Source organism: Anabaenopsis elenkinii CCIBt3563 (assembly GCF_015245355.1).
GTDB lineage: Bacteria > Cyanobacteriota > Cyanobacteriia > Cyanobacteriales > Nostocaceae > Anabaenopsis > Anabaenopsis elenkinii.
This window is the reverse complement of record NZ_CP063311.1, coordinates 3,212,267-3,233,560: the sequence shown is the minus strand read 5'-3', so window position 1 is coordinate 3,233,560 and position 21,294 is coordinate 3,212,267. Positions and strand designations below refer to the sequence as shown.

The window sequence follows — 21,294 nt, the reverse complement described above, 5'->3', positions numbered from 1 at the left end:
GACAATTATTTCCCAAATTCAGGTAATCAACTTGAGTTGGGAAGTATAAGAGCAAATCTATAAGGGGATAGTTGGGTGATTTCTGATTCTATTTGGGTTGTAGGACCTAGTCGCAGCGGTAAGACGACTCGCTTGGTCGAGAATTTGTGTCATTGGTGGCTTCAACATCATAATTCTGCCTTATTTGATCCGGAAAAACCACAGAAGCAAACACCCTCGGATATACAACCAATTTCACATTGGCAAAAAACACGTCCGGGAGCCTTGGTTTTAGCTGCAAACAGTGATAATCGCCGGATTTTGGCTGATAGAATTACCACCGCCACCCAGGGGAAATATCCAGTGCGCGTCAAGACCATGATGGGTTTTTTTCAAGATGAAGTAATTCTATTTTGGCCCTTATTGATTTCATCTTTAAACCTCAAAGCGCAATTTCCCATCAGACTACGTCCAGAAACTGAACAGCAATTAGCTACAAAACTGTGGCGTTCCCAATTGGATGCAGCTATTTTGCGCCGTGCGGGGGTCAATGAGTACCGTTTAGTCCGTCGCCTCCTGGATTTCTTGCAGCTAGCTGCTTACAGTGGTACACCCTGTGAAAATATTGGTGAGATTTTACACACCGGCTTACAAGAAAATTTCCTGGATTTAGATGCCGACTTTGTGGCATCTTTATTGCTAGATTGGCGCCGCTGGTGCTTAGAAAGGGGACTACTTACCTATGGTATAATTACTGAACTTTATAGTCAGCAATTATTGAGCCATCACCATTACCAACCGCACTTAAATCAACGCTATCAAGCTATACTAGCAGATGATGTTGATGATTATCCCGCGGTAGCGCGTCAACTGTTTGATTTTTTACTGGATCAAGGTGCAGTGGGTGGATTTAGCTATAATCCCAATGGTGCGCCCCGTCTAGGTTTAGGGGCTGATCCGGATTATTTGCAGGGTTTAGCACAGCGTTGTCGGATTGAGACATTAACCACATCACCTTTACCAGGTCTAGCAGATAGACTGCTGACTCCTATGGTAGAATTAGTCACAACACCAATGCTGTTATCTAGCTTACCCCAACCAGTGCAGTTAATTAAAACTACTTCCCGTGCTGAATTGTTAAGAGAAACAGCACAGGAAATTAGTCAAGCTATCAAGTCCGGAAAAGTACAACCAGAAGAAGTAGCAATTATTGCACCTGGTCTAGATGCGATCGCTCGTTATACTTTAGTGGAAATCCTCACTAAGCAAAATATACCCGTCCAATCACCCAAGGAACAAAGACCCCTGATTACTTCCTCTGTGATTCGTGGGTTACTCACTATGCTCACACTAGTTTATCCTGGTTTAGGTCGCCTGGTACATCGAGATGCAGTGGCCGAGATGTTAGTTATCTTGAGTAGAAACACAGAAGTCGTTGATAATTCTGCCTCATTTTACTACCCCATCGACCCAGTACGCGCCGGATTGATTGCTGATTCCTGTTTTGTACCTCATCCCGACCATCCACACTTGCTACCAGTTACCGCATTTCAGCGATGGGATCGCATTGGCTATGCTGCCACAACAGCTTATCATGAGATTTTACAGTGGTTACAAAAACAGCGAGCTGCTTGCAGCAGCGCTACCCTATCCCATTCCCGTTCCATCTCCCATCCCACTACCGTTTTATTCCTAGCCATACAGGACTTTCTCCTTAAGAATAACCATCTTCCCTACGACCAAATGGCAGCAATTCGGGAATTACTGGAAACAGCCCAACACTATTGGGAGATTAATACCCGATTAGAACTAAATAATACCAGCACAACCATTGCCGAATTTATACAACTACTCCGAAATGGTACCATTACCGCCAATCCTTACCCCTTGCAACCCATTGGCCCCGGTAGCAAAGCCGTCACCTTAATAACTATTTTCCAATATCGTTGTAGTAGGAAATTTCACCCTTGGCATTTTTGGTTAGATGTTGGTTCACCCTTATGGGCAAAAGGGGGCGCTTCCGTGTTATTTGGATCACAATTATTCTTACAACACAGGTTAGGGCAACCTTGGACAGCAGAAGAGGAAAATTTGTTAGAAGCAACAAGATTACCAAACATTTTGGCAGATTTACTGACTCGTGTCGGTGACAAACTGTATTTATGTCACAGTGACCTAGCTATAAATGGACAGGAGCAGCTGGGGCGTATGTTACCTCTAGTGCAGTCTTTTATGTAAAATTATTGAGATTGAGCCAGTGGGTAATCATCCATGAGTTTTTTTGTCACTTATCCCAAGCCCCATGAGATTCTTTACAATATTAAGTAAAGTAAAGAAGTTTAAGACAAATCAAAGTTAAAAGCTATGGGACTATTTGGATTTGGTAAAAAGCTAACTATCCCCTCTCCAGAGGAAGCTTTACCAGGAAGAAACTCATTAATGCCAGTACCCAATGAACATTATGTGAATCACAATCCCCTCAAACCTCCTTTTCCCGCAGGAATGGAAACAGCAATATTTGGCTTAGGCTGTTTTTGGGGTGCAGAACGCAAATTTTGGCAACTTCCAGGAGTGTACACAACCGCTGTGGGTTATGCTGCGGGTAGCACCCCTAACCCCACTTATCATGAAGTGTGTACAGGAATGACTGGTCATAACGAGGTAGTCTTAGTTGTCTTTGACCCCAAAGTGATTAGTTACCCTCAATTACTCAAAGTGTTTTGGGAAAGCCATAACCCCACCCAAGGAATGCGCCAAGGTAACGACACTGGTACTCAATACCGTTCGGGAATTTATGTTTATTCCCCACAGCAGAAGCAACTAGCAGAAGCATCAAGGGACGCTTATCAACAAGCTCTCAACAAAGCAGGTTATGGCAAGATTACCACGGAAATCTTAGATGCCCCTGAATTTTACTACGCAGAAGCCTATCATCAACAGTATCTCGCCAAAAACCCCAATGGTTATTGTGGTCTAGGGGGGACAAATGTTACTTGTCCCATCGGTGTTGTAGAATCTCAAGTTACCGGTTAATACAAAATTAACTACCCGTTGTGGAGACGTTCCTGGGAACGTCTCTGTGTTCGGTGATAATTAGGTGATAATTATTTGCTCAAACCGCCTTGATAACCAGTGACAATCCGGCTACCATCCTTGAGAATATGTATTTCTATCTGGTCGCTAGCCCAAGTCATCTGGTTTGCTAACTCTGGGTTAAAAACATGAACCCCTTGATTACTAGAAGAAACCAGAGAAGTGGGAGAATTGATAGCTAGAGACTCCACAAAAGGGCCATCAATCAAGATATCTAGTTCTGCTAATAAGGACTGAGAATCTGGGGGAGCAGATTCCGACTGTAATTGTTGGAGGGTGAACCCAGTAAAAGACATGATATTTAATCCCCCTGCTTTGAGCTTACGGGCCAATGCAGTTAGTGCGGTGGCTTGCCAAAATGGTTCTCCACCAGAAAATGTCACACCTGTATTCTGAGGTTTGCTGAGGATATTCTCAGCCAGAGTGTCAACAGCAATTAATTGATTAATCTCAAATGACCAAGACTCAGGATTAAAACAACCAGAGCATTCACGGGGACAACCTTGTACCCACACAACAGCACGACGACCAGGACCGTTAACCTCTGACTCATCCACATAACCCATGATGTTCAGATACCCCGGGGGAATTTCTGTCAGTGCTACAGATGGTTTGGTTAATTTAGTTTCCATGTCTATTCCTCTGTATTGGATAGTAAATCAATTGTCACCACAGGCTGCTTGACTCGCTGCTATTGATTTGACTAATAGAAGTGTTCTTCTTTGCGCTACCCTCACTCTTAATGGTAGCAAAATTTGTTAAAAACCCATCAACCCATCTGCTCTCCCTAACACCGCCATATCCTCGCCATCTAACTCCACGGGAATACCACTAAGAATTAATTCGGAAAAATCTTCATTGGGAACTAGGACTTACACAACTGGCACAGGGGGATGTCTAGTGTAGTTGATAGTAGAAAGGTATGAATAAAACCAGATTCAGATAGCGATTCATGAGAAAATAGGTAGAGGGTGTAAGAGATCATGTTGGTGATGAGCATGAGATTTACAAAGCTTAATTACTGCCAATACTTATTAATCGGTAAAATTAATTACACGACTACCAATTTAGCAGAGCATTTAGAGCAGATTAGCCATGATGCAATTAATTATTAAATGAATCACTTAAAAAAATTTGTAACAGAACCTCGATATCCACTCATATTATTTGCTGGTATTACTTTTGTCATATGGATCTTTGGTAAATTTTACCAACCAATACTTTCTGAAGCACAGGTATACAGTGGTGAATCTATTTCTTCTAATTCAATAGGTCAATTAGTAGTATCTGAAGGAATAGTAATAAACAGTTATCGTAACAAACAAGGTATACAGTTCCTTACTCTAAAAAGTGAAAATGGTGAGTACCGTGTATCTTTTTTCCCTTCATTAGGAAAATTATCCTTTGTGCCACGTAAAGGAGATTTAGTAAGAGTTACCGGATTATTAAATATCTATAGAAAACAGCCTCAAATATCTCCACTTTCATATCAATCAATTACCAAAATTAGCGATGAATCCTCTGCGACTACTATTGTTAGCCCTTATCCAATCATTGATATAACCGAAGTTAATAAATACATGGGTCAAACTGTATGGATTAATAATCTGATTCCTACCTCGGTAGAAAAATTCACCTCACAAAAAGGTTATAAAATGCTGAGGTTTCAGGTCACTAGTTCTACTGGTATATCTGTGAACGGTATTTTTTTTGAAGGTAATTGGGACAAGGAAACGCTTGATATTATGCTTTCATCCCAAAAAAGAATAAGTATGCTAGCTACTATAGGCGAGTTTCGTGGAGAAGTTTCTCTTAACGGTAAGCAAGTAAGATTTGATTAGCTATCAAAATATATTCTTCATCACCTGAGTACCAAATGGTAATAAATCTGGATATTAGATTCTAATGATTTTATTTTTCTACATAATTGCTTTGATTTTAGGATTATTAGTTGGTATTATTTCTGGTCTCACTCCGGGAATCCATGTCAACGTTATAGCTTCTTTAATGGTAGCTCTTTATTCTTCAGCTTCTCTCAATGGAGAATTGTCATTACCAATTTGCCTATTTATTGTAATAGTAAGTATAACCCATACGTTTTTTGACTATATTCCTAGCTTGTTTTTAGGAGTACCTACAGATGAGATATATGCCCTTTTACCTGGACATCAACTAACAAAAGAAGGTCAGGGCGGTGAAGCTTTAAAGCTATCTATTGAAGGGTCATGGCGTGGATTAGTGATTGCTTTTACTTGTGCAGTTTTTTGCACATTATTAACAGTTATAGGAATTAATCCTCTAGCTTGGGCAGAAGATATAGTCAAGCCAATTTTAGTTTGGATATTACTGATTATCTCATGTACTCTTATTTTGACTGACACTAACTTCATCTGGGCTATTATTTTATTCTTGCTCAGTGGTGTATTTGGAATTATTATTCTTGGTACCCCTTTAGTTGCTGGAGGTTCCTCATCTGCATTTAACGTTATTTTACCGGTACTATCAGGTTTATTTGGTATCAGTGGTCTACTACAAGCATTGTCAGAAGAAACAACAAAGTTACCTCCTCAATCCAAAAATGTCAAGTTAAAAATTTCTGATGTGCAAATAAATAAGGCAAGTTTAATAGGTACATTCTGTGGAATAGTTGTTGGCTTATTACCTGGATTAGGTGCTGCTAATGCCGCTGCATTAACATTACTCTTCACTGCTAATAAAGAAGGTGCTAGTAGCAGTAGGCTTTACATTGTAACTACATCTGCAATTCAGTCAGCCGATACAGTATTTGGTATTGCTGCTTTGTATTTCATAGAAAAGTCACGTTCTGGTGCATCTGTGGCAATTGGATCAATGATGGGAGAGATCAATGCTTTCCAAACCCTCTTATTTTTAATAGGAATGTTTGGCGCTGGTCTTTTGAGTCGCAATCTATTACTGAAAACTTGGCAAATATTCATTTCCATCATAAACCATTTAAATCATCGTGCTTTAACATTAGCTGTAATAATGTTCATAGGTACACTCGTTTTGACAAGCACTGGTTTTTGGGGTCTTACTGTCCTTATAGCTGGTACTTGTTTGGGCTTATTACCACCAATGGTAGGAGTTAGACGAACTCAACTTATGGGATTTTTCCTCGTCCCAACAATGCTTTTCTTTAGTGGATTTCAGGACAGTTTTGTAACATTATTTAGTTTACAAGCTCAGGTTTCACCATCCTCACCTATCGCCTTTAGCCAAGTTTGTATATTCTTAATTATTAGTTTTACAGTTGCAATAGTTAGTTATTTTATTCAATGTGATTCCGGGTCGCACCAATAATTACAGTAATCATATCGATACCAATCCTTAGTATTAGGACATTTAAAGCATCTATCTTCTTTGTTTTGGCAACTGGTGACAAAAAACATAGTGCTACAAGAGAGAATAATTATAGCTGAGGAAATGGCACCATATATTTTCATAACTTACAATAAATTCCTACAACCAAAGAAGCAAGATAGAACAGACTACATCAAAAAGAAATCATACCATATCTAAAGTCTGCTCTAGTCTGCTAATACAAGGACAGTGGGAAATAAGCGATATATTTACATACCATTTTTGATCACAACAAATTGGCTGGGTGATGTAATTTTTAACCTGTTTATATTTCCCTCTTGTTCTGGAATAACACCAATAATTTTTACAGATTGGCTTTGCAAGGCAATGGGATTAGGTGCATCAGGTATCTGATTGAAAATAGGCTCTGGTATAATCACCTCATAAATTTTATTGTCGTCCCCCGCAAGTTTGAAGGAGTGATTAGCACCTTTCTTTGTCCAGCCGTTAATCCTTCCTGATATCTCTAAAGATTTGCTCTGTGGTTTAGGTTTAGAAGAGGTTTCTGCTGGTTTATCAACACAGTAGAATTTAACAGGATTATTTGTAAAGTCTGAACACTTTAATATCTCTTCAGTCCTTGCGGAAATCTTAATTAATTCCGAATAATCATGCTCTTCACCCGGTCCATAATTTGCATCTTTTTTGATTTCATCTGGAGCATTTAGTAAAAGATTGGTGATGATTTGACGATCTGATTGAGAAAGGTTTGGTGACAAGTAAACATTACCGCCAGGAATTTGCTTACTTACATGAATAATTTTTAGATCCTGATCATTCCCCGCAGTTGTATATGCAGCCGCTCCAAGATCAGCCTGACCAGTTTTCACTAAGTCTTTAATTTTGGATGCTCTATGTCCCATGTTTACATTTAGGGTCTTACCATATAAATCATAAGATGCAACATAAAAACTAGAGGCTGAGTTGAAGTCACCCATAGCTATTGTGTGTGTTGATTTTAAATCATAAATTGATTCAATTGGGCTGTCTGCTTTTGTAAATAATACTGCTTGGTAGTATGCCGGTTTATCTGGAAACATTCTAACTGCGAAGTGATAATTATTATTTTTAGCAGCAACTGAAAGTATTGGTGACATGGTAAAGGCAATGTCCCATTCTTTGCTGATCATTTTTTTTCTTGCTTCTTCGTAGGAAGTTGCTCCACTACCATCAATGATTATTTCTACTTTGTTTTTCAGTTCTTCTTTGAGGTAATTAGATAATTCCTGATAGTATTCTGGAGGGCTCAAAATTCCTAGAGTCAATTTTTTTGCTTTTAATTCTTTACTCCCAATTATAGGACTTAGAATAGGTGGACTATTATCAATTACCTGATGTGTAACTATCCCAACACCAGCCAGAAGTCCAAGCATTGCTACTACTGTTGCAATCTTTTTCCATGGCCATGGTGGAGGTGGTGGAGGTGGAACAATCACTACTGCACCTCTGGGAAGACCGCATATCTCACAATTAGGTCCAATATTTTCGTGAGGGTTGTGTTGTTCTACATCAGGATAATCATCGATATTGTTCGCAATACCATTACAGATCCAAGTTCTTCTCTCTAGCATTTTTATTTCCCCTTTTTGTTTTTTAGTGTTAATACTATATTTCTAAAGTCCTAATTGCTCTTTTGCATTTTTAAATTCTTCTGCGGATAAATATCCTGCTTCTTTCATTTTGATTAGTTGCTCTAGTTGTTGCAGTAATGATTCAGGTGGGTCAAGGATCGGTTCATCAGGATCGGCTTTTACTTCAATTACAGGTAATTGATAATCTTTAATTAACTGACCTATTATATCCTTTTCACGTCTGTACTCTAAACTATTTTCAGCATCACCATGAGTCATCTGACTGATCCTCTCTCGTAAATAATCTTGTAATCTATTTGATATTTTTTGTTTATCTTCCTCTGTTTTAAGATCTAATTTTTGGTTAATTTGTCTTTGTATTTCTGCTTTATCATCAGAGCAAACATCAACACCCAAAACTTGAACAGCTTCCTCCCAAGTGGAAGCAATATCAACTTTTTCTTTACCAGTTTGAGTTGAATGAGTATAACGAATTACTTTTTTCCCACTGTTCGGATTATGCTCCAAGTTCAAAACTTGTAGTGCGCGAGCCTGTACTACTAATTTCAAAATACTTGGGTCTTCTGGAAAAATATCCCAAAATGGAGGTTCTTTTTGAATGTGTACTGGGATGGGTAAATCCTTGTTTTCACCACGGAGTTGAGCACGTTTCGCCAGAATCATTTTTCCTTTCCAGTCTTGATATGACTTTTGTATTACACGCATACCATCAATACATCTTAAAGAAAAACCACCTTGTTCTTGAACAAAAACAATGCGATGACGCTCTAAATATCCTAAAGGAGAAATAGGATCGTTATCCTCAACAATTGGTTTTATCAGCTTAATTACCTCTCTGATTGCTGAGTTACCACTGCTGTTACCTCCCAGTAATGCCACTTTGACACTTTTGCTAGGAGTAAAACCAGCATCTTGTCCGCCTAAAACAGCCTGAGATAGTAGAATTAATGGATAGGATTTTTGATACGTATTGTTAAGACTAGCTTTCATTTCCTGCCTATTATTATCATGTTTTAATAAAAAGCGATCGCCCGCTGTCAATTGACTTTTTAATATACAAGTGTCGGGACTTTTGTTTATAGCTACTTGAACTTTCTCAAAAATAATCTTAAAAAAATCAGACTGTTTTATATCTGGTATGTCTGATACCTTAAACAAAGGCATAACTTCATCATTAAAACTAATATTGATGTATAATTGTTTGACATCCTTTAATATTTCATCAGATATAAGGGAACAAATATTGTTCATTCCTGATTCGTAACGGGTTTTATCAGGTTTGTTTACTGATATCTGCTGCTCAATTAAGTCTGTGTAAATATCATTGATTTCACTACGTTCAAATAGTTTAATACCGTTGACTAATAATGCTGACGCATTATTGATTTCTCTGTCATATTCTTGCTGAAAGTAATTTTTTATTTGGGAGAATATTTGTTTTAATTTCATAAAACGTAATTCTAATTCTTGTAGGTGTTCGAGTAGTTGATTAATTACTTGTAAACCTAATACCCTGGCTTTTTTTTGAATAATAGCACCAAAAAATCCTTCAACACCTTCTAAAGCTTCCTTGCAATATTGTTGCATCTTGTCTTGTTTATTTACAATAAATTCATTTTTAGATTGAGTAATGTTTTCTAGTGCTTTTTTGTATTGTGTTTGACGATCTTCTTCATTTTTCTCCCAAATATTCTCAACATCTCTGTTAAACTTTTTGCTCATATTTGTAAAAAATTGACGGCAAGCATCTATGAAAGCGTCTACAAATTTTGGGCCTTGTGTACGGTCTGCTATGATTCTGGATATTTCTGTTTCTAAGGCTTTTTGACCTTGTTGAATGATGCGATTACGGTTACTATACATTTTTTGGAGGTAATCGCCGTGCAACCTTTCATCTATACCAATTTCATTCAGGTGATCAGTACGGTAATCATTTACTACCTGTTCTAGATTCTGAACAAAATTCAGTATATTACCCTGTTCTGGGTTGAGAAAGTTGACCCCTTGCCGTGTACATTCCAGTTGATTTTCTGTCTTAATCCGATTAGCAATACTATTAATCCAATTAGATACCTCAGCCGTATACGAACGATCTGTGGCTGCTGACAGATCAATAATCATTTCTGCATTGCTCAGGCGCAAAACTTTAAGAGTAGATTGCACTACTTCTGAAAGATTTGGGGGAAGATATATAGACTCGTTTAACCACCAATCAACCAAGTCTACGGCTAAACGGCTTGCCATAGATTTACGAATCTGATCGATGGGAATTTCTATAGTTGATAACCCGAAGCTCAGAAAATTTTTAGGATAACCTCGTCCACCTGGATCTTGGGTTGCCCATGCTGTTTTGATATTATCGCGTATTGATCTTTTGTACGGACTAAAATCAGAAGTTAAATCTAGAAAAATATTTTGGGCAATCATCTCACGTATTTGCCCTAGAGTAAACTCAGTTTTTCCGTTTTTATGTCCAACAAGATAGATGAAATCTGCTGGAGCAGACTTGTTAGTGACTTTATCTTCGAGACTATCACTAAACCGTTCAGAATATTCAGTGCGATAATCCGAGAAATAATTTAACTCCATGAGGGCGGCGTAACCATTGGCTGAAATACGTTCACCCGCATTTATTCCTGCGAATACTGTAGGCATTGGTACAATCATATTGATTGAAGGACTAGCTTCTCCTTGTTCTTTTAACCAATGTCGGACACAGTAACCCATATCAATTAACATACCGCTGCCCGTGCCACCGGAAATGGAGCCGACTATAAAGACATTGATTTTACTATTAAGAAGATTGACTCCATACCGACGCGACATGAAGTCCTCCTTGGCTTTCACACGCTTACATGCGTCATTAAACTTTTGTCGAATGTTTTTATAGTTACAGAAGAATGCAAACCTTCCACAGGCTCGAATTTGTCCGGCTCCAGCTTCTAAAGCACCTATATTACGTTCTAGCTCGTCAGGAAACCAGTTATCAATCCAGGGGAAATTACTCATATTTCTAACCATGTCTGTGACTTGGTCGCCAGTGACACGAGACCAGTACTTCTCATTGTTTTCAAAAGGTGAGCCAGCGGCTAAAGGATCATCAATTTTATAATCGCTATCCGTATCCACTACCAAGAAGCTGATAATGGGAAACTCTCCCACTCGTCCATAAGTTTGCTCTACTAGTCGGCGTATTCGTGATAAAACCTCATACCCAGTTCCCCCGATACCTAGTAGTACAGTGGGAACCATAGTTTTTTCTTGAATATCAGGCATCAGTTTTACCTCTTCGTGATAAAGTAAGTAACAATAAGTGATAGTATGTGTATCTTATATTACTAAAAACATACAAAGTCTTTATGGTATCGAGTGCCTATCGGCTTTGATATAAAAGACAATCCGGTGATTAAGAAACAGTTTTACCAGCACTAAATAATTAGATTTAGTTTCATGGTTAACATATAATATAAAACATTTTTACCGGTACAGGGATATAAATCTCCGTAGGGTATGTTTGAAAAAAGGAGATCGATGGGAATAACTCTTGGATGGCTAAATTGGTATCGGCAATTGAGCCAGAATTATAAAAGACCACATCAGAACTCCGAGACTTTTATCTATATTGCTATAATTGATACCATGCTTAGGCGATGTTTGGAAAAAAGTATTAAACAACTCAATTAAGCGAGTCTTCTGAGCATTAACCGAATCATGGCGATTTGCACAAAGGTTTCATGGGTCTGGGGTAAAATTTCGTAGTCCTTACTCAATCGACGACACCAATTAAACCAACCAAAACTACGCTCGACAACCCAACGCTTTGGTAACAGAACAAAGCCTTTAGTATTAACTGGACGACGTACAACCTGCAAAACCCAGTGAACCGACAGCTTGGGATACCATTGTTCCATTCTCTACAGACTGAGAATCCACAATTGCTGCACTTGGAGGTTCATGGTCTTCGAGAACACGTACCCACTGTTGAAGTTTGTGGTTAATGCGTTCCCATGTTCCATCCAGACGCCATTTTCGGAAGTAATAGTATACCGTTTGCCATTTTGGGAAGTCATTTGGCAACATCCGCCATCGACAACCTGCACAAAGAACATAAAATATGGCACTAATCACAGCACGTAGGTCAACCCGACGGGGACGACACCCTAAATTTAAGAGTTTTGGTTTCTGTTGATAAGATAACTGTTTGTGGGGTCTTTTGCACTCGCGTAATATCTGCAATAGACTGATTCACAGTCCAAGCATTTGGTGCAATTCCCAATGTCCGATGAGGCTTGATGAATTACAATAGCCAATACTGCTATACCAATTTGTAACTTGAATTTTTCCTAAAAGTTTGATTACTTCATTAAGGTTAAAATCGTGAATTTTACCATTCAAAATGTTTTAATTGCTACTGAGAATGCTTATCTCACCCTAGATGTACAAGTAATAGATGGTAAGATAGCCGCCATAGCACCGGATTTAGATGTGGTTGGTAATACCATTGATGGTAGCAATAAGCTGTTACTCCCTGGTTTCTTTAACGCCCATACCCACTCATCGGAAATGTGGCAACGGGGTATTATGTCCATGTTGCCTTTAGAATTATGGTTAGGGGAATTATATGACTTTGCGCCGCTGGATTTAGAAAAGGTTTATCTGAGTGCTTTGGGAACCGCTGTGGAAACTTTACTTTCCGGTGGTACTAGTGTGGTAGACCATTTGGTGTTAACTCCTGGAGAGGAGTTAGAAACTATCGCTGCTGCGGTTCGTGCTTATGAAGAAGTGGGAATACGTGCTTTTATCGCACCCCTGATTCAAGATCGGTCCCTCACTGCGGGTATACCAGGGGGAGAGTCAAATCAAAACTGCACCTATTTTCGCTCAACTGCGGCCACTTTGGAAATTATAGAGGAAGCAGTCAGACAATTTCACCGTCCTGAAGCGGGTATAAGTATTGTGGTGGCACCAACGGGGATACAATTGTGCAGCGATAGTTTATTTATAGGATGTATTGAGTTAAGCGATCGCCATGATCTTTGTCGTCACTCTCATTTACTAGAAACTAAAGCACAGGAAAAACTCGCCCAAGAAAAATACGGTTGTACCGCGGTTGAACATCTACAACGCATCGGATATTTAAGCGATCGCACGTCCTTGGCTCATTGTGTTTGGTTAAACGATAACGATATCACCATCCTCGCCCAAACTCAATGTACAGTTGTGCATAACCCCTTGAGTAACCTCCGTTTAGGCAGTGGTATCGCCCCTATTTTAAAATATCTCCAAGCTGGGGTAAATGTCTCCTTTGGTTGTGATGGTGCTTCGAGTAATGATTCCCAAGACTTACTAGAAGCCATCAAAATCGGTTCCATCTTACACAACACTACAGACCTAGACTATCACAACTGGATCACACCCAGAAAATCTGTAGAAATGGCTTCCCTAGGAGGCGCAAAAGGGCTGAATGTAGCTGACAAACTTGGTTCCCTCACCCTAGGGAAACAAGCCGATTTAGTCATGTATGATCTCACCAGTCTATCATTGCTACCCCGAACAGATCCCATTGGCTTATTAGTATTAGGTCGTCCTATCAATGTTGTCCATAGTGCTTGGGTAAACGGAAAGCAAATTGTTAGCAATGGTCAAGTTAACACCATTAAAGTAGATGATTTACAGCAAGAATTATTTAAACGTAGTCAGTGGGAAACACAGCGCAAATCTCCAACCGTAGCAGAAATAGAAACCCATTATCGCCAAGTCATGGACATATAGCCTCTGTTGACCTTTACGCCCCTTTACTTGTAGAATAACCCAACCTCCAATTTTGCGGTTCCCTTAACTGACTTAACTTACCTTGAAGAATAAATTGTACTGCAATTCGAGTGTTTAAAAATCCCCTCACCCGATTATAATCATTAGTGTCATCAACTCCAGATACAACCTTGCCAATCTTCTGAGAACGTCCACAGTGAGTAGAAGACCCAGGTATTGTTAAGGTAAACAATCCATCATGCTCGTATCCTACAGGGATTAAAAATATAGCATAGACATGATGTCGTCCACGCCAGGGTTGAACCACTAATTTATCAGGATATGTGTAGTGTTTATGCTCCCGTTCCTCCTGAAATACCCATTGCTGACACCTAACTACAGGCTTTTGTTCCGAGAGATAATCAGAGATATAAGCCAATCCCATAACGCTCAATAAGCCAAGTAAAAATAACGTGTAAACTATAGGTTTTCGCACTTGTTCAATGGTAAGCTAACTGTTTGAACTCATATTTTAGCTAGTGAATTTAGAATCCTATATTCACCCTAGGTTTAACCTCAACAATACCCAGCATTGACTGAAATTATTAAAATTTATACAGTATCACAGTGGCTATGGTTCTGCTGTTGTTAAATTAACAAATAGTATAAGAATCAAGCCAAGTTAGTTAATATCGGTCATGATATCTAATTCTACTCGTTTCCCGGATGTTCAAAATCATTGGGCCGGCTTATTCATCCAAGAATTAGCGGTGCGTCGAATTTTAAATGGCTATCCTGATGGTAGTTTCCGACCAGATAGCCCAGTGACTCGTGCGGAGTTTGCTGCTATAATTGCCGCAGTATTTACAGTATCAGCAAAGCGTCAGTATGTCCCCTTTGCTGATGTCCCCGCTAATCATTGGGCTGTGAGTGGTATTAAAAAAGCTTACGAATGCGGATTTATTATCGGTTATCCCGATGGTAGTTTCCGCCCCAATGACAGAATCATCCGCGGCGATGCTTTAGTTGCTTTAGTCAATGGTTTGGCAATGGCTACTGATGTTCCACCAGATTTACTAAGTAAATTACCAGAAATCTATCAAGATGCGGAAAAAATTCCTGGTTATGCTAGAAATCAAGTGGCGATCGCTACTCAATCAGAATTAGTAGTTAGTTACCCCAACACGAAGTTACTCAACCCCACCGCACCAGCCACCCGTGCAGAAGTGGCGGTAATTGTATATCAAGCTTTGGTTTACTTAGGTAGAGCCGATAAAAGGCCATCTAATTATATCATAGTTCCCCCAAAACTTGTCAATACTCCTAAAACTGTGAAGGTGAATCATCAGCGAGAGTTTCGGGGGGCGTGGGTGACAACAGTATGGAATAGTGACTGGCCCTCTAAAGCCGGACTCTCAACAGCACAACAGCAAGCTGAATTGATTGCAATTCTCGACCGATTACAAGCACTCAACTTCAACGCCCTGATTTTGCAGGTGCGACCAGAAGGTGATGCTTTATATGCTTCCCAACTAGAACCCTGGAGCGCTTGGTTGACGGGAACTCAAGGGAAACCCCCAGAACCATTTTATGACCCTTTGGAATTTGCGATCGCCCAATGTCACCAACGTAATATTGAACTCCATGCTTGGTTCAACCCCTACCGCGCCAAAACTAGCATCACAGCTAGACCCAACGCCAGACCCCATATAGCTTTGACCAATCCCGAAGTAGTTTACAAATGGGGTAATCAACTATGGATGGACCCAGGAATCAAAATCGTCCAGGATAGGGCGTACAACGTGATGATGGATGTTGTGCGTCGCTATGATATAGATGCGATTCACTTGGATGATTATTTTTATCCCTATCCCATCGAGGGTCAAACCTTCCCCGATAGTAAAACCTATGCAGCTTATAGATCAACTGGTGGTCAACTCAGCTTAGGTGACTGGCGACGGGAAAATGTGAATCAAATGGTATTGCGCCTATTTCAAGGAATTAAAGCTATAAAGCCCCATGTCAAATTTGGTATTAGTCCCTTTGGTATTTACCGCCCAGGACAACCACCAGGGATCAACGGCTTAGATGCTTATAGTGTCCTGTATGCTGATGCTAAAAAATGGTTACAACAAGGTTGGGTAGATTATATCGCCCCTCAACTTTATTGGCGCATTGACCAGACCGCCCAAAGTTATCCCGTATTACTAAAATGGTGGACGGAAGTTAATCCTCAAAAGCGACATATATATGTAGGCAACAATATTAGTCAACTTGATGGCAAAGCTTGGAACAATAGCGAGATTAACAGACAAGTTACCATAACTCGCAACCTAGCTGCTAACTTGTCATTGGGTAATATCTTTTTTAGCATGAGTCCCATTCATCAAAACCGTCAGGGAATTGCTGATAGTTTCCGCAATTCCCTCTATCCCACTCCCGCCATAGTACCCACTATGTCATGGCAGAAGACAGACCCACCACATCCTCCTCGAGAACTACAAGTTAATCATCGTCGCCTAAGCTGGAAACCCGGCGATGAGAAACCCGTGCGCTCTTGGACAGTTTATCGACAGACTGGTGAAAGTTGGGTACTTCAGGAAGTCTTATCTGCTGGAATTTATGACTACGCCACGCCAGCTACCGCCACAGTGCAACAAGCTGGAACTTATGCAGTCTGTGCTGTTGATAGGTTAGCAAATGAGAGTCTGGGTGCGGTAATTACAGTGAGTTAGAATTACCAATCCTATCTGAACATTCAAATAAATGTAGCCCTAATCGTTGGGAAAGTTCCTCACACACTTTGACTCCCCGGACACTATTACCACGCATATCTAACAATGGTGAAAATACTCCGATGCCCATTTTATGAGGTACTACCGCCATAATTCCACCACAAACACCACTTTTAGCAGGAATACCAACTTTATAAGCCCATTCCCCAGCAAAGTTATACATACCGCAGGTGTACATGACGCTGAGAATATCCTTAATGTAACGACTATCTATTGCTGAGTGTCCGGTAATGGGGTTAATACCTCCGTTAGCTAGGGTGGCCGCCATCACTGCTAAATCTTGACAATTGACCATCACAGCACACTGCTGAAAGTAAAGATCCAAAACTTCTTCAATGTTTTGGTCAATCATGCCAAAATTCAGCATTAAATGTGCGATCGCGCGGTTGCGATGTCCCGTACTGCGTTCAGAGGTAAACACCGAGATGTCAACCAGTGTATTCTGTCCGGTGTATTTCTGAAACATATCCAGAACCCGGTTTAAGCGTTCCGTTGCACCAGACCCTTTGATTAAACTGGTAGTGGCGATCGCACCTGCATTTACCATCGGGTTATAAGGTCGCTTCGATTGTTCATCCAGAATAATGGCGTTAAAGGCGTCTCCTGTGGGTTCGACACCCACTTTAGTTAATACATAATCCCGTCCATGATCTTCCAAAGCCAGTCCATAAGCAAACACCTTAGAAATCGACTGGATCGTAAATTGGTGTTGATAATCCCCCACTTGGTACTTTTGACCATCTACACTCACAATACAAATGCTGAATAATTCCGGATTTACCTTTGCTAGTTCTGGAATATAGTTTGCTAATGTCCCCTCCTTAACTGACTTGTATTTACAATATAAGTCGCTGAGAACAGCTAAAAATGGCGCCGAGGCGATTTCTACATCTTCTAGATTTGCTTGGTTTGCCATGAGGCTGATATTTTACTCGTCTCTATCATATTTAATTCAACTTAGCAACTAAAACAATATGTAATCTTTGCTACTGGTTTTTTGGTTGAGCTCATGCCACAGAAGCTTTTTTCATTGTCTCATCATTGATTTCGATTTGTAAAAATTATTTTTTTACAAATCGAAATTTCGGTAATATTCCTCCAAACAGAGGATATAAAAAATACTTACAATAAATAATAGATTTAAGGGTATATACCATAAATTAATCTAATCATATAACTGACAAGTAGAAAAATACCCCGAGCTATTTCATCTGAAAAATATCTGTAAGTATTGATAAAAAGCATTTTCAGTAATACAATAAAAAATTACTTAAGGAAACGTCATCAAATATATTGAGCTAGTTGTGAGCAGGAAATATTTAATAACTATCAATGTGATTTAAGAAATTTATATGTTTCTTTAATCACACTTTAATATCAGGGGTTTGATAGCTAATTAAATATCGTTAATATATTAAATTTTCATATACAAATTTTTGGGGATTAAAAAAAAGTTACATAGTCAAAATCCCGATTTGATAATGGTTTCAACCTATAAATTTAACTAGAAATTCCAACAGGGAATTTATATCTACGGTAAAACCCTGATCCCCAAGCTAGAAAATTCATGATAGTGTGTTGCAGTTATAAATCAAAAAAGTGAAAAACAGAGCCCAGAAAATTTCACGGGGTATGCCGTTAAAACACAGCAAAAAATCCCGGGAAATAAAAAACTGACGTTCTACAGTCGCTTTAAAAATCAGACGCATGAATCAACGATATTTGTGGACTATTGTCGCCCTGTTTCTGACTGCTGTGGGTACGCCCTTAGTCGGTCGCAATCAAACTGCTACTGCAAAAGACACTGCTGGAGTTTCTCCAGAAGCATCGGTTAATGATGTAGTTAAAGTGGGAGAGTTTCAAACCGCAACAGGGAAACTGACTTCGGATGCTGTGATAACAAATATTCATTCTCACTACATTGGAGGTCGTAAGGCGGCAACCCTGTTTATCAACAATATTCCAGTGATCACCTGTTTGAGTTCTCAGCTACAGCCCCAAAGTTCCACGGGAGTTAGTGTAATTGGCAATCCTGCTGGGATTGGGCATGAACCGGCTGAATTAACAAGTGTAGGCAATTTTACGAATGCGGCAAAGCAAAAGAAATCTTTCCCTGATGAGCCGGTTTATAGAGCTAGTTTAATAGCAGCTAATATTAACCAGCTAGTCCGCAATGGTGAGGATGCTCAACATATTACCGTCAGTTGGAAGGGTGAGGGCAAAACTACGGCTGATAGAACAAGTGCCGCCGTCACAGATCAGCCCAGCCAGAGCTATAGGATTAAAATTAAAGGCCGAGAATTAGTGGAAATCAATCCACAAACGACTCTAGCAGGAACAACTGGAAATCTAGCAGAAGATGCATTACAAGCAACTAATCGCTTGCGGAGACTCATTGGTAACGCATCTCCCATCACAGAAATTGCTAATCTCCCTAAATCGGTAAAAGTTGGTTCGCAACAGCCAGCACGGCAGATTGTTAACCGACCCACTTTGCGCGGCATAGCTTCGTTTTACGGTCGGGGTTTCGCTGGTAGACCTACTGCTACTGGGGAAAGATTTAATCCTGAAGGTATGACTGCTGCCCATCGTAGCTTACCTTTTGGTACCAGGGTTCGTGTTACTAACACCCGTAATGGTCGTTCGGTTGTCGTGCGAATTAATGACCGCGGTCCATTCATTGGGGGTCGAATCATAGACTTATCTACTGGTGCTGCTCGCAACTTAGGAATGATCAGCAACGGTTTGGCACCGGTGAAGATTGAAGTTCTGGGTCGATAATTCCTCAGAAGTTCGGTGAATAATTGTCTGTTTCCTTAATTCCCCTAGTTGAATACCTCTGTCTCCTATTTCAGATATAAACTAACGGGGGAGAGGCTTTAAAAAAACAACTAGGGGTATTTTGTGCGTCTGCTGACAACAGTTGCAGCTTTACGCTGCTATTTAACCCAACGCTGTTCAGAACATCAGCTCAGGGTTCCTGAAGAGTTGGAACTAGATGCGATGTCTAGCTGGTATCAGACTGCGGTCGGTTTGGTGCCAACTATGGGAGGACTACATCAAGGTCATTTGAGCTTGATTACAAGGGCAAGGCAGGAAAATTCTACGGTGATTGTCAGTATTTTTATCAATCCCCTGCAATTTGGTCCCCATGAGGATTATGAACGTTATCCCCGCACTTTAGAGCTAGACCAAAAACTGTGTAGAACCGCGGGGGTAGATGCGATTTTTGCCCCCACTCCTGAAGAAATGGGTGTTGCTCACAATAGTCTAGAAGGATCTCAAGTCACACAAGTAAGTCCTCCATCTGCTATGATATCAAGTTTGTGTGGTCGTTCTCGCATCGGGCACTTTCAGGGTGTGGCGACGATTGTCACTAAGCTTTTTAACTTGGTACAACCAGACCGCGCCTACTTTGGACAAAAAGATGGTCAACAACTAGCTATTATAAGACGGTTGGTGGCTGATTTAAATTTGCCAGTAGAGATTATTGCTTGTCCAACCCTGCGGGAAGAGTCAGGTCTGGCTTTAAGTTCTCGTAACCAGTATTTGACTGCACAAGAAAAAGCCCAAGCTGCAATTTTATATCAAGGTTTACGGGCTAGTGCAGATGCTTTTGGGGCTGGTGTTCGTGATAGCCGTACTCTCATAGCAGTGGTACAGCAACAACTGGCAAAGGTTCCTAATCTGATGGTTGAGTATATTGAATTGGTTAATCCGAGTACGTTAATGTCTTTAGAAACAGTTGAGGAGGAAGGAATGCTGGCGATCGCAGGTCGTCTTGGTTCCACACGTTTGATTGATAATACCATCCTGAGCGATCGTCAGCCCATCATCGCTATCGATGGCCCGGCTGGGGCTGGTAAATCTACAGTAGCTCGTCAAGTAGCAACTCAGATCGGTCTAGTGTATCTCGATACAGGCGCTATGTATCGGGCTGTCACCTGGCTGGTGCTACAAAAGGGTATCGCTGTAGATGATGAATGCGCGATCGCCCAATTAGTCACTGAGTGTAATATTGAACTGACACCCACAGAGGATATGCAATCTCCTGTCAGGGTTTGGATTAATGGTACTGATGTAACTCAGGCAATTCGCACCATTGAGGTGACATCTCAAGTATCAGCGATCGCAGCACAAAGCGCCGTGCGTCAAGCACTCGTTAAACAACAGCAAAGCTGGGGTAAAAAAGGTGGTTTAGTCGCGGAAGGTCGAGACATTGGTACTCATGTCTTCCCCGATGCCGAAGTTAAGGTATTCTTAACCGCCTCTGTTGATGAACGCGCACATCGCCGTCAGCAAGACTTGAAAAAACAGGGACAACCTGAGGTGAATCTAGAGCAGCTGAAACGGGATATTGCCGAACGTGACCGAAAAGATAGCACTCGGAAGATTTCCCCTTTACAAAAAGCAGTAGATGCGGTTGAAATCCAATCTGATGGTCTTAACGTGTCTGAAGTCACAGCCCAAATTGTTAACTACTATCAAAATATAGTGGGAGCGTGAGAACCCCTGCGCTTTAGCCTATTCATTACTCACATCTTTCTTAACAATCTTGAAACATTTATGTGGCAACGGTTTCAACGCTTGAAAATTTCCGTACTCTTGACAAAATGTACCTTATTATTCTTGATAAAACCCTTATTTTATTGAGAATCATCAACGGAGGATTAAGGTTTGGGGGTTTGCGAGCGATCGCTCTC

At 40.3% G+C, this 21,294-nt stretch carries 15 protein-coding genes and 3 pseudogenes; 9 read left to right on the top strand and 9 right to left on the bottom strand.

What is annotated here, in order from left to right; all coding sequences use genetic code 11:
* The first annotated feature begins 75 nt into the window (after positions 1–75).
* Together IM676_RS14110 and msrA are read left to right on the top strand one after the other, a co-directional pair.
* Positions 76–2,217, top strand: coding sequence for a recombinase family protein (locus tag IM676_RS14110; protein WP_200987481.1), 2,142 nt, complete (start codon positions 76–78; stop codon positions 2,215–2,217).
* Positions 2,218–2,343: 126 nt separating this feature from the next.
* Positions 2,344–3,012 (top strand): peptide-methionine (S)-S-oxide reductase MsrA, encoded by a 669-nt coding sequence (gene msrA, locus IM676_RS14105; RefSeq protein ID WP_200987480.1) that lies wholly within the window; start codon positions 2,344–2,346, stop codon positions 3,010–3,012.
* Between the two features lie 71 nt (positions 3,013–3,083).
* On the opposite strand, the gene IM676_RS14100 is transcribed toward msrA, so the two are convergent.
* The gene (locus IM676_RS14100; protein ID WP_200987479.1) at positions 3,084–3,704 is read right to left on the bottom strand and encodes a 4Fe-4S single cluster domain-containing protein; all 621 of its coding nucleotides are present in this window, start codon (positions 3,702–3,704) and stop codon (positions 3,084–3,086) included.
* A gap of 126 nt (positions 3,705–3,830) precedes the next feature.
* Positions 3,831–3,944, bottom strand: a pseudogene (locus IM676_RS19885) (cupin domain-containing protein); the annotation flags it as partial.
* A 126-nt stretch (positions 3,945–4,070) separates the two neighbouring features.
* Between IM676_RS19885 and IM676_RS20275 the strand changes: the two are divergent.
* The 3 genes and pseudogenes from IM676_RS20275 to IM676_RS14085 form a co-directional block, all read left to right on the top strand.
* Positions 4,071–4,184, top strand: a pseudogene (locus IM676_RS20275) (IS701 family transposase); the annotation flags it as partial.
* A gap of 3 nt (positions 4,185–4,187) precedes the next feature.
* A complete protein-coding gene (locus tag IM676_RS14090) occupies positions 4,188–4,913 on the top strand; it encodes an OB-fold nucleic acid binding domain-containing protein (protein WP_200987478.1) in 726 nt (241 codons plus the stop codon).
* Positions 4,914–4,977: 64 nt separating this feature from the next.
* On the top strand, positions 4,978–6,393 hold the full coding sequence (locus IM676_RS14085; protein WP_200987477.1) for a tripartite tricarboxylate transporter permease: 1,416 nt from the start codon (positions 4,978–4,980) through the stop codon (positions 6,391–6,393).
* 269 nt (positions 6,394–6,662) lie between these two features.
* Here the strand turns inward: IM676_RS14085 and IM676_RS14080 are convergent, their stop codons facing one another.
* The 5 genes and pseudogenes from IM676_RS14080 to IM676_RS19875 form a co-directional block, all read right to left on the bottom strand.
* On the bottom strand, positions 6,663–8,024 hold the full coding sequence (locus IM676_RS14080; protein WP_225880370.1) for a phosphate/phosphite/phosphonate ABC transporter substrate-binding protein: 1,362 nt from the start codon (positions 8,022–8,024) through the stop codon (positions 6,663–6,665).
* A 42-nt stretch (positions 8,025–8,066) separates the two neighbouring features.
* Complete coding sequence (locus IM676_RS14075) at positions 8,067–11,321, bottom strand: tubulin-like doman-containing protein (protein ID WP_200987476.1); 3,255 nt, start codon at positions 11,319–11,321, stop codon at positions 8,067–8,069.
* A gap of 404 nt (positions 11,322–11,725) precedes the next feature.
* Entirely contained in the window at positions 11,726–11,956 is a 231-nt protein-coding gene (locus IM676_RS20270; protein ID WP_449657995.1) for a transposase, read from the bottom strand.
* A complete protein-coding gene (locus tag IM676_RS20265) occupies positions 11,892–12,173 on the bottom strand; it encodes a transposase (protein WP_449658007.1) in 282 nt (93 codons plus the stop codon). The genes IM676_RS20270 and IM676_RS20265 overlap by 65 nt, the downstream gene beginning before the upstream one ends.
* A 37-nt stretch (positions 12,174–12,210) precedes the next feature.
* Positions 12,211–12,339, bottom strand: a pseudogene (locus IM676_RS19875) (isochorismatase); the annotation flags it as partial.
* A gap of 83 nt (positions 12,340–12,422) precedes the next feature.
* Here IM676_RS19875 and IM676_RS14060 point away from each other — a divergent pair.
* Entirely contained in the window at positions 12,423–13,817 is a 1,395-nt protein-coding gene (locus tag IM676_RS14060) for an amidohydrolase (RefSeq protein WP_200987473.1), read from the top strand.
* 13 nt (positions 13,818–13,830) lie between these two features.
* Here IM676_RS14060 and IM676_RS14055 read toward each other — a convergent pair whose 3' ends face one another.
* Entirely contained in the window at positions 13,831–14,241 is a 411-nt protein-coding gene (locus tag IM676_RS14055) for a hypothetical protein (RefSeq protein ID WP_200990217.1), read from the bottom strand.
* Between the two features lie 253 nt (positions 14,242–14,494).
* Between IM676_RS14055 and IM676_RS14050 the strand changes: the two genes are divergently transcribed.
* Entirely contained in the window at positions 14,495–16,531 is a 2,037-nt protein-coding gene (locus tag IM676_RS14050; protein ID WP_200987472.1) for a glycoside hydrolase family 10 protein, read from the top strand.
* On the opposite strand, the gene glsA is transcribed toward IM676_RS14050, so the two are convergent.
* The gene (glsA, locus tag IM676_RS14045) at positions 16,518–17,507 is read right to left on the bottom strand and encodes a glutaminase A (RefSeq protein ID WP_200987471.1); all 990 of its coding nucleotides are present in this window, start codon (positions 17,505–17,507) and stop codon (positions 16,518–16,520) included. The two genes, IM676_RS14050 and glsA, sit on opposite strands and share 14 nt — an antisense overlap.
* 791 nt (positions 17,508–18,298) lie before the next feature.
* On the opposite strand from glsA, the gene IM676_RS14040 reads away from it, so the two are divergent.
* Together IM676_RS14040 and IM676_RS14035 are read left to right on the top strand one after the other, a co-directional pair.
* Positions 18,299–19,372, top strand: coding sequence for a septal ring lytic transglycosylase RlpA family protein (locus IM676_RS14040; protein ID WP_200987470.1), 1,074 nt, complete (start codon positions 18,299–18,301; stop codon positions 19,370–19,372).
* Between the two features lie 123 nt (positions 19,373–19,495).
* Positions 19,496–21,097, top strand: a complete 1,602-nt coding sequence (locus tag IM676_RS14035; RefSeq protein ID WP_200987469.1) for a bifunctional pantoate--beta-alanine ligase/(d)CMP kinase — start codon at positions 19,496–19,498, stop codon at positions 21,095–21,097.
* Positions 21,098–21,294: the final 197 nt, after the last annotated feature.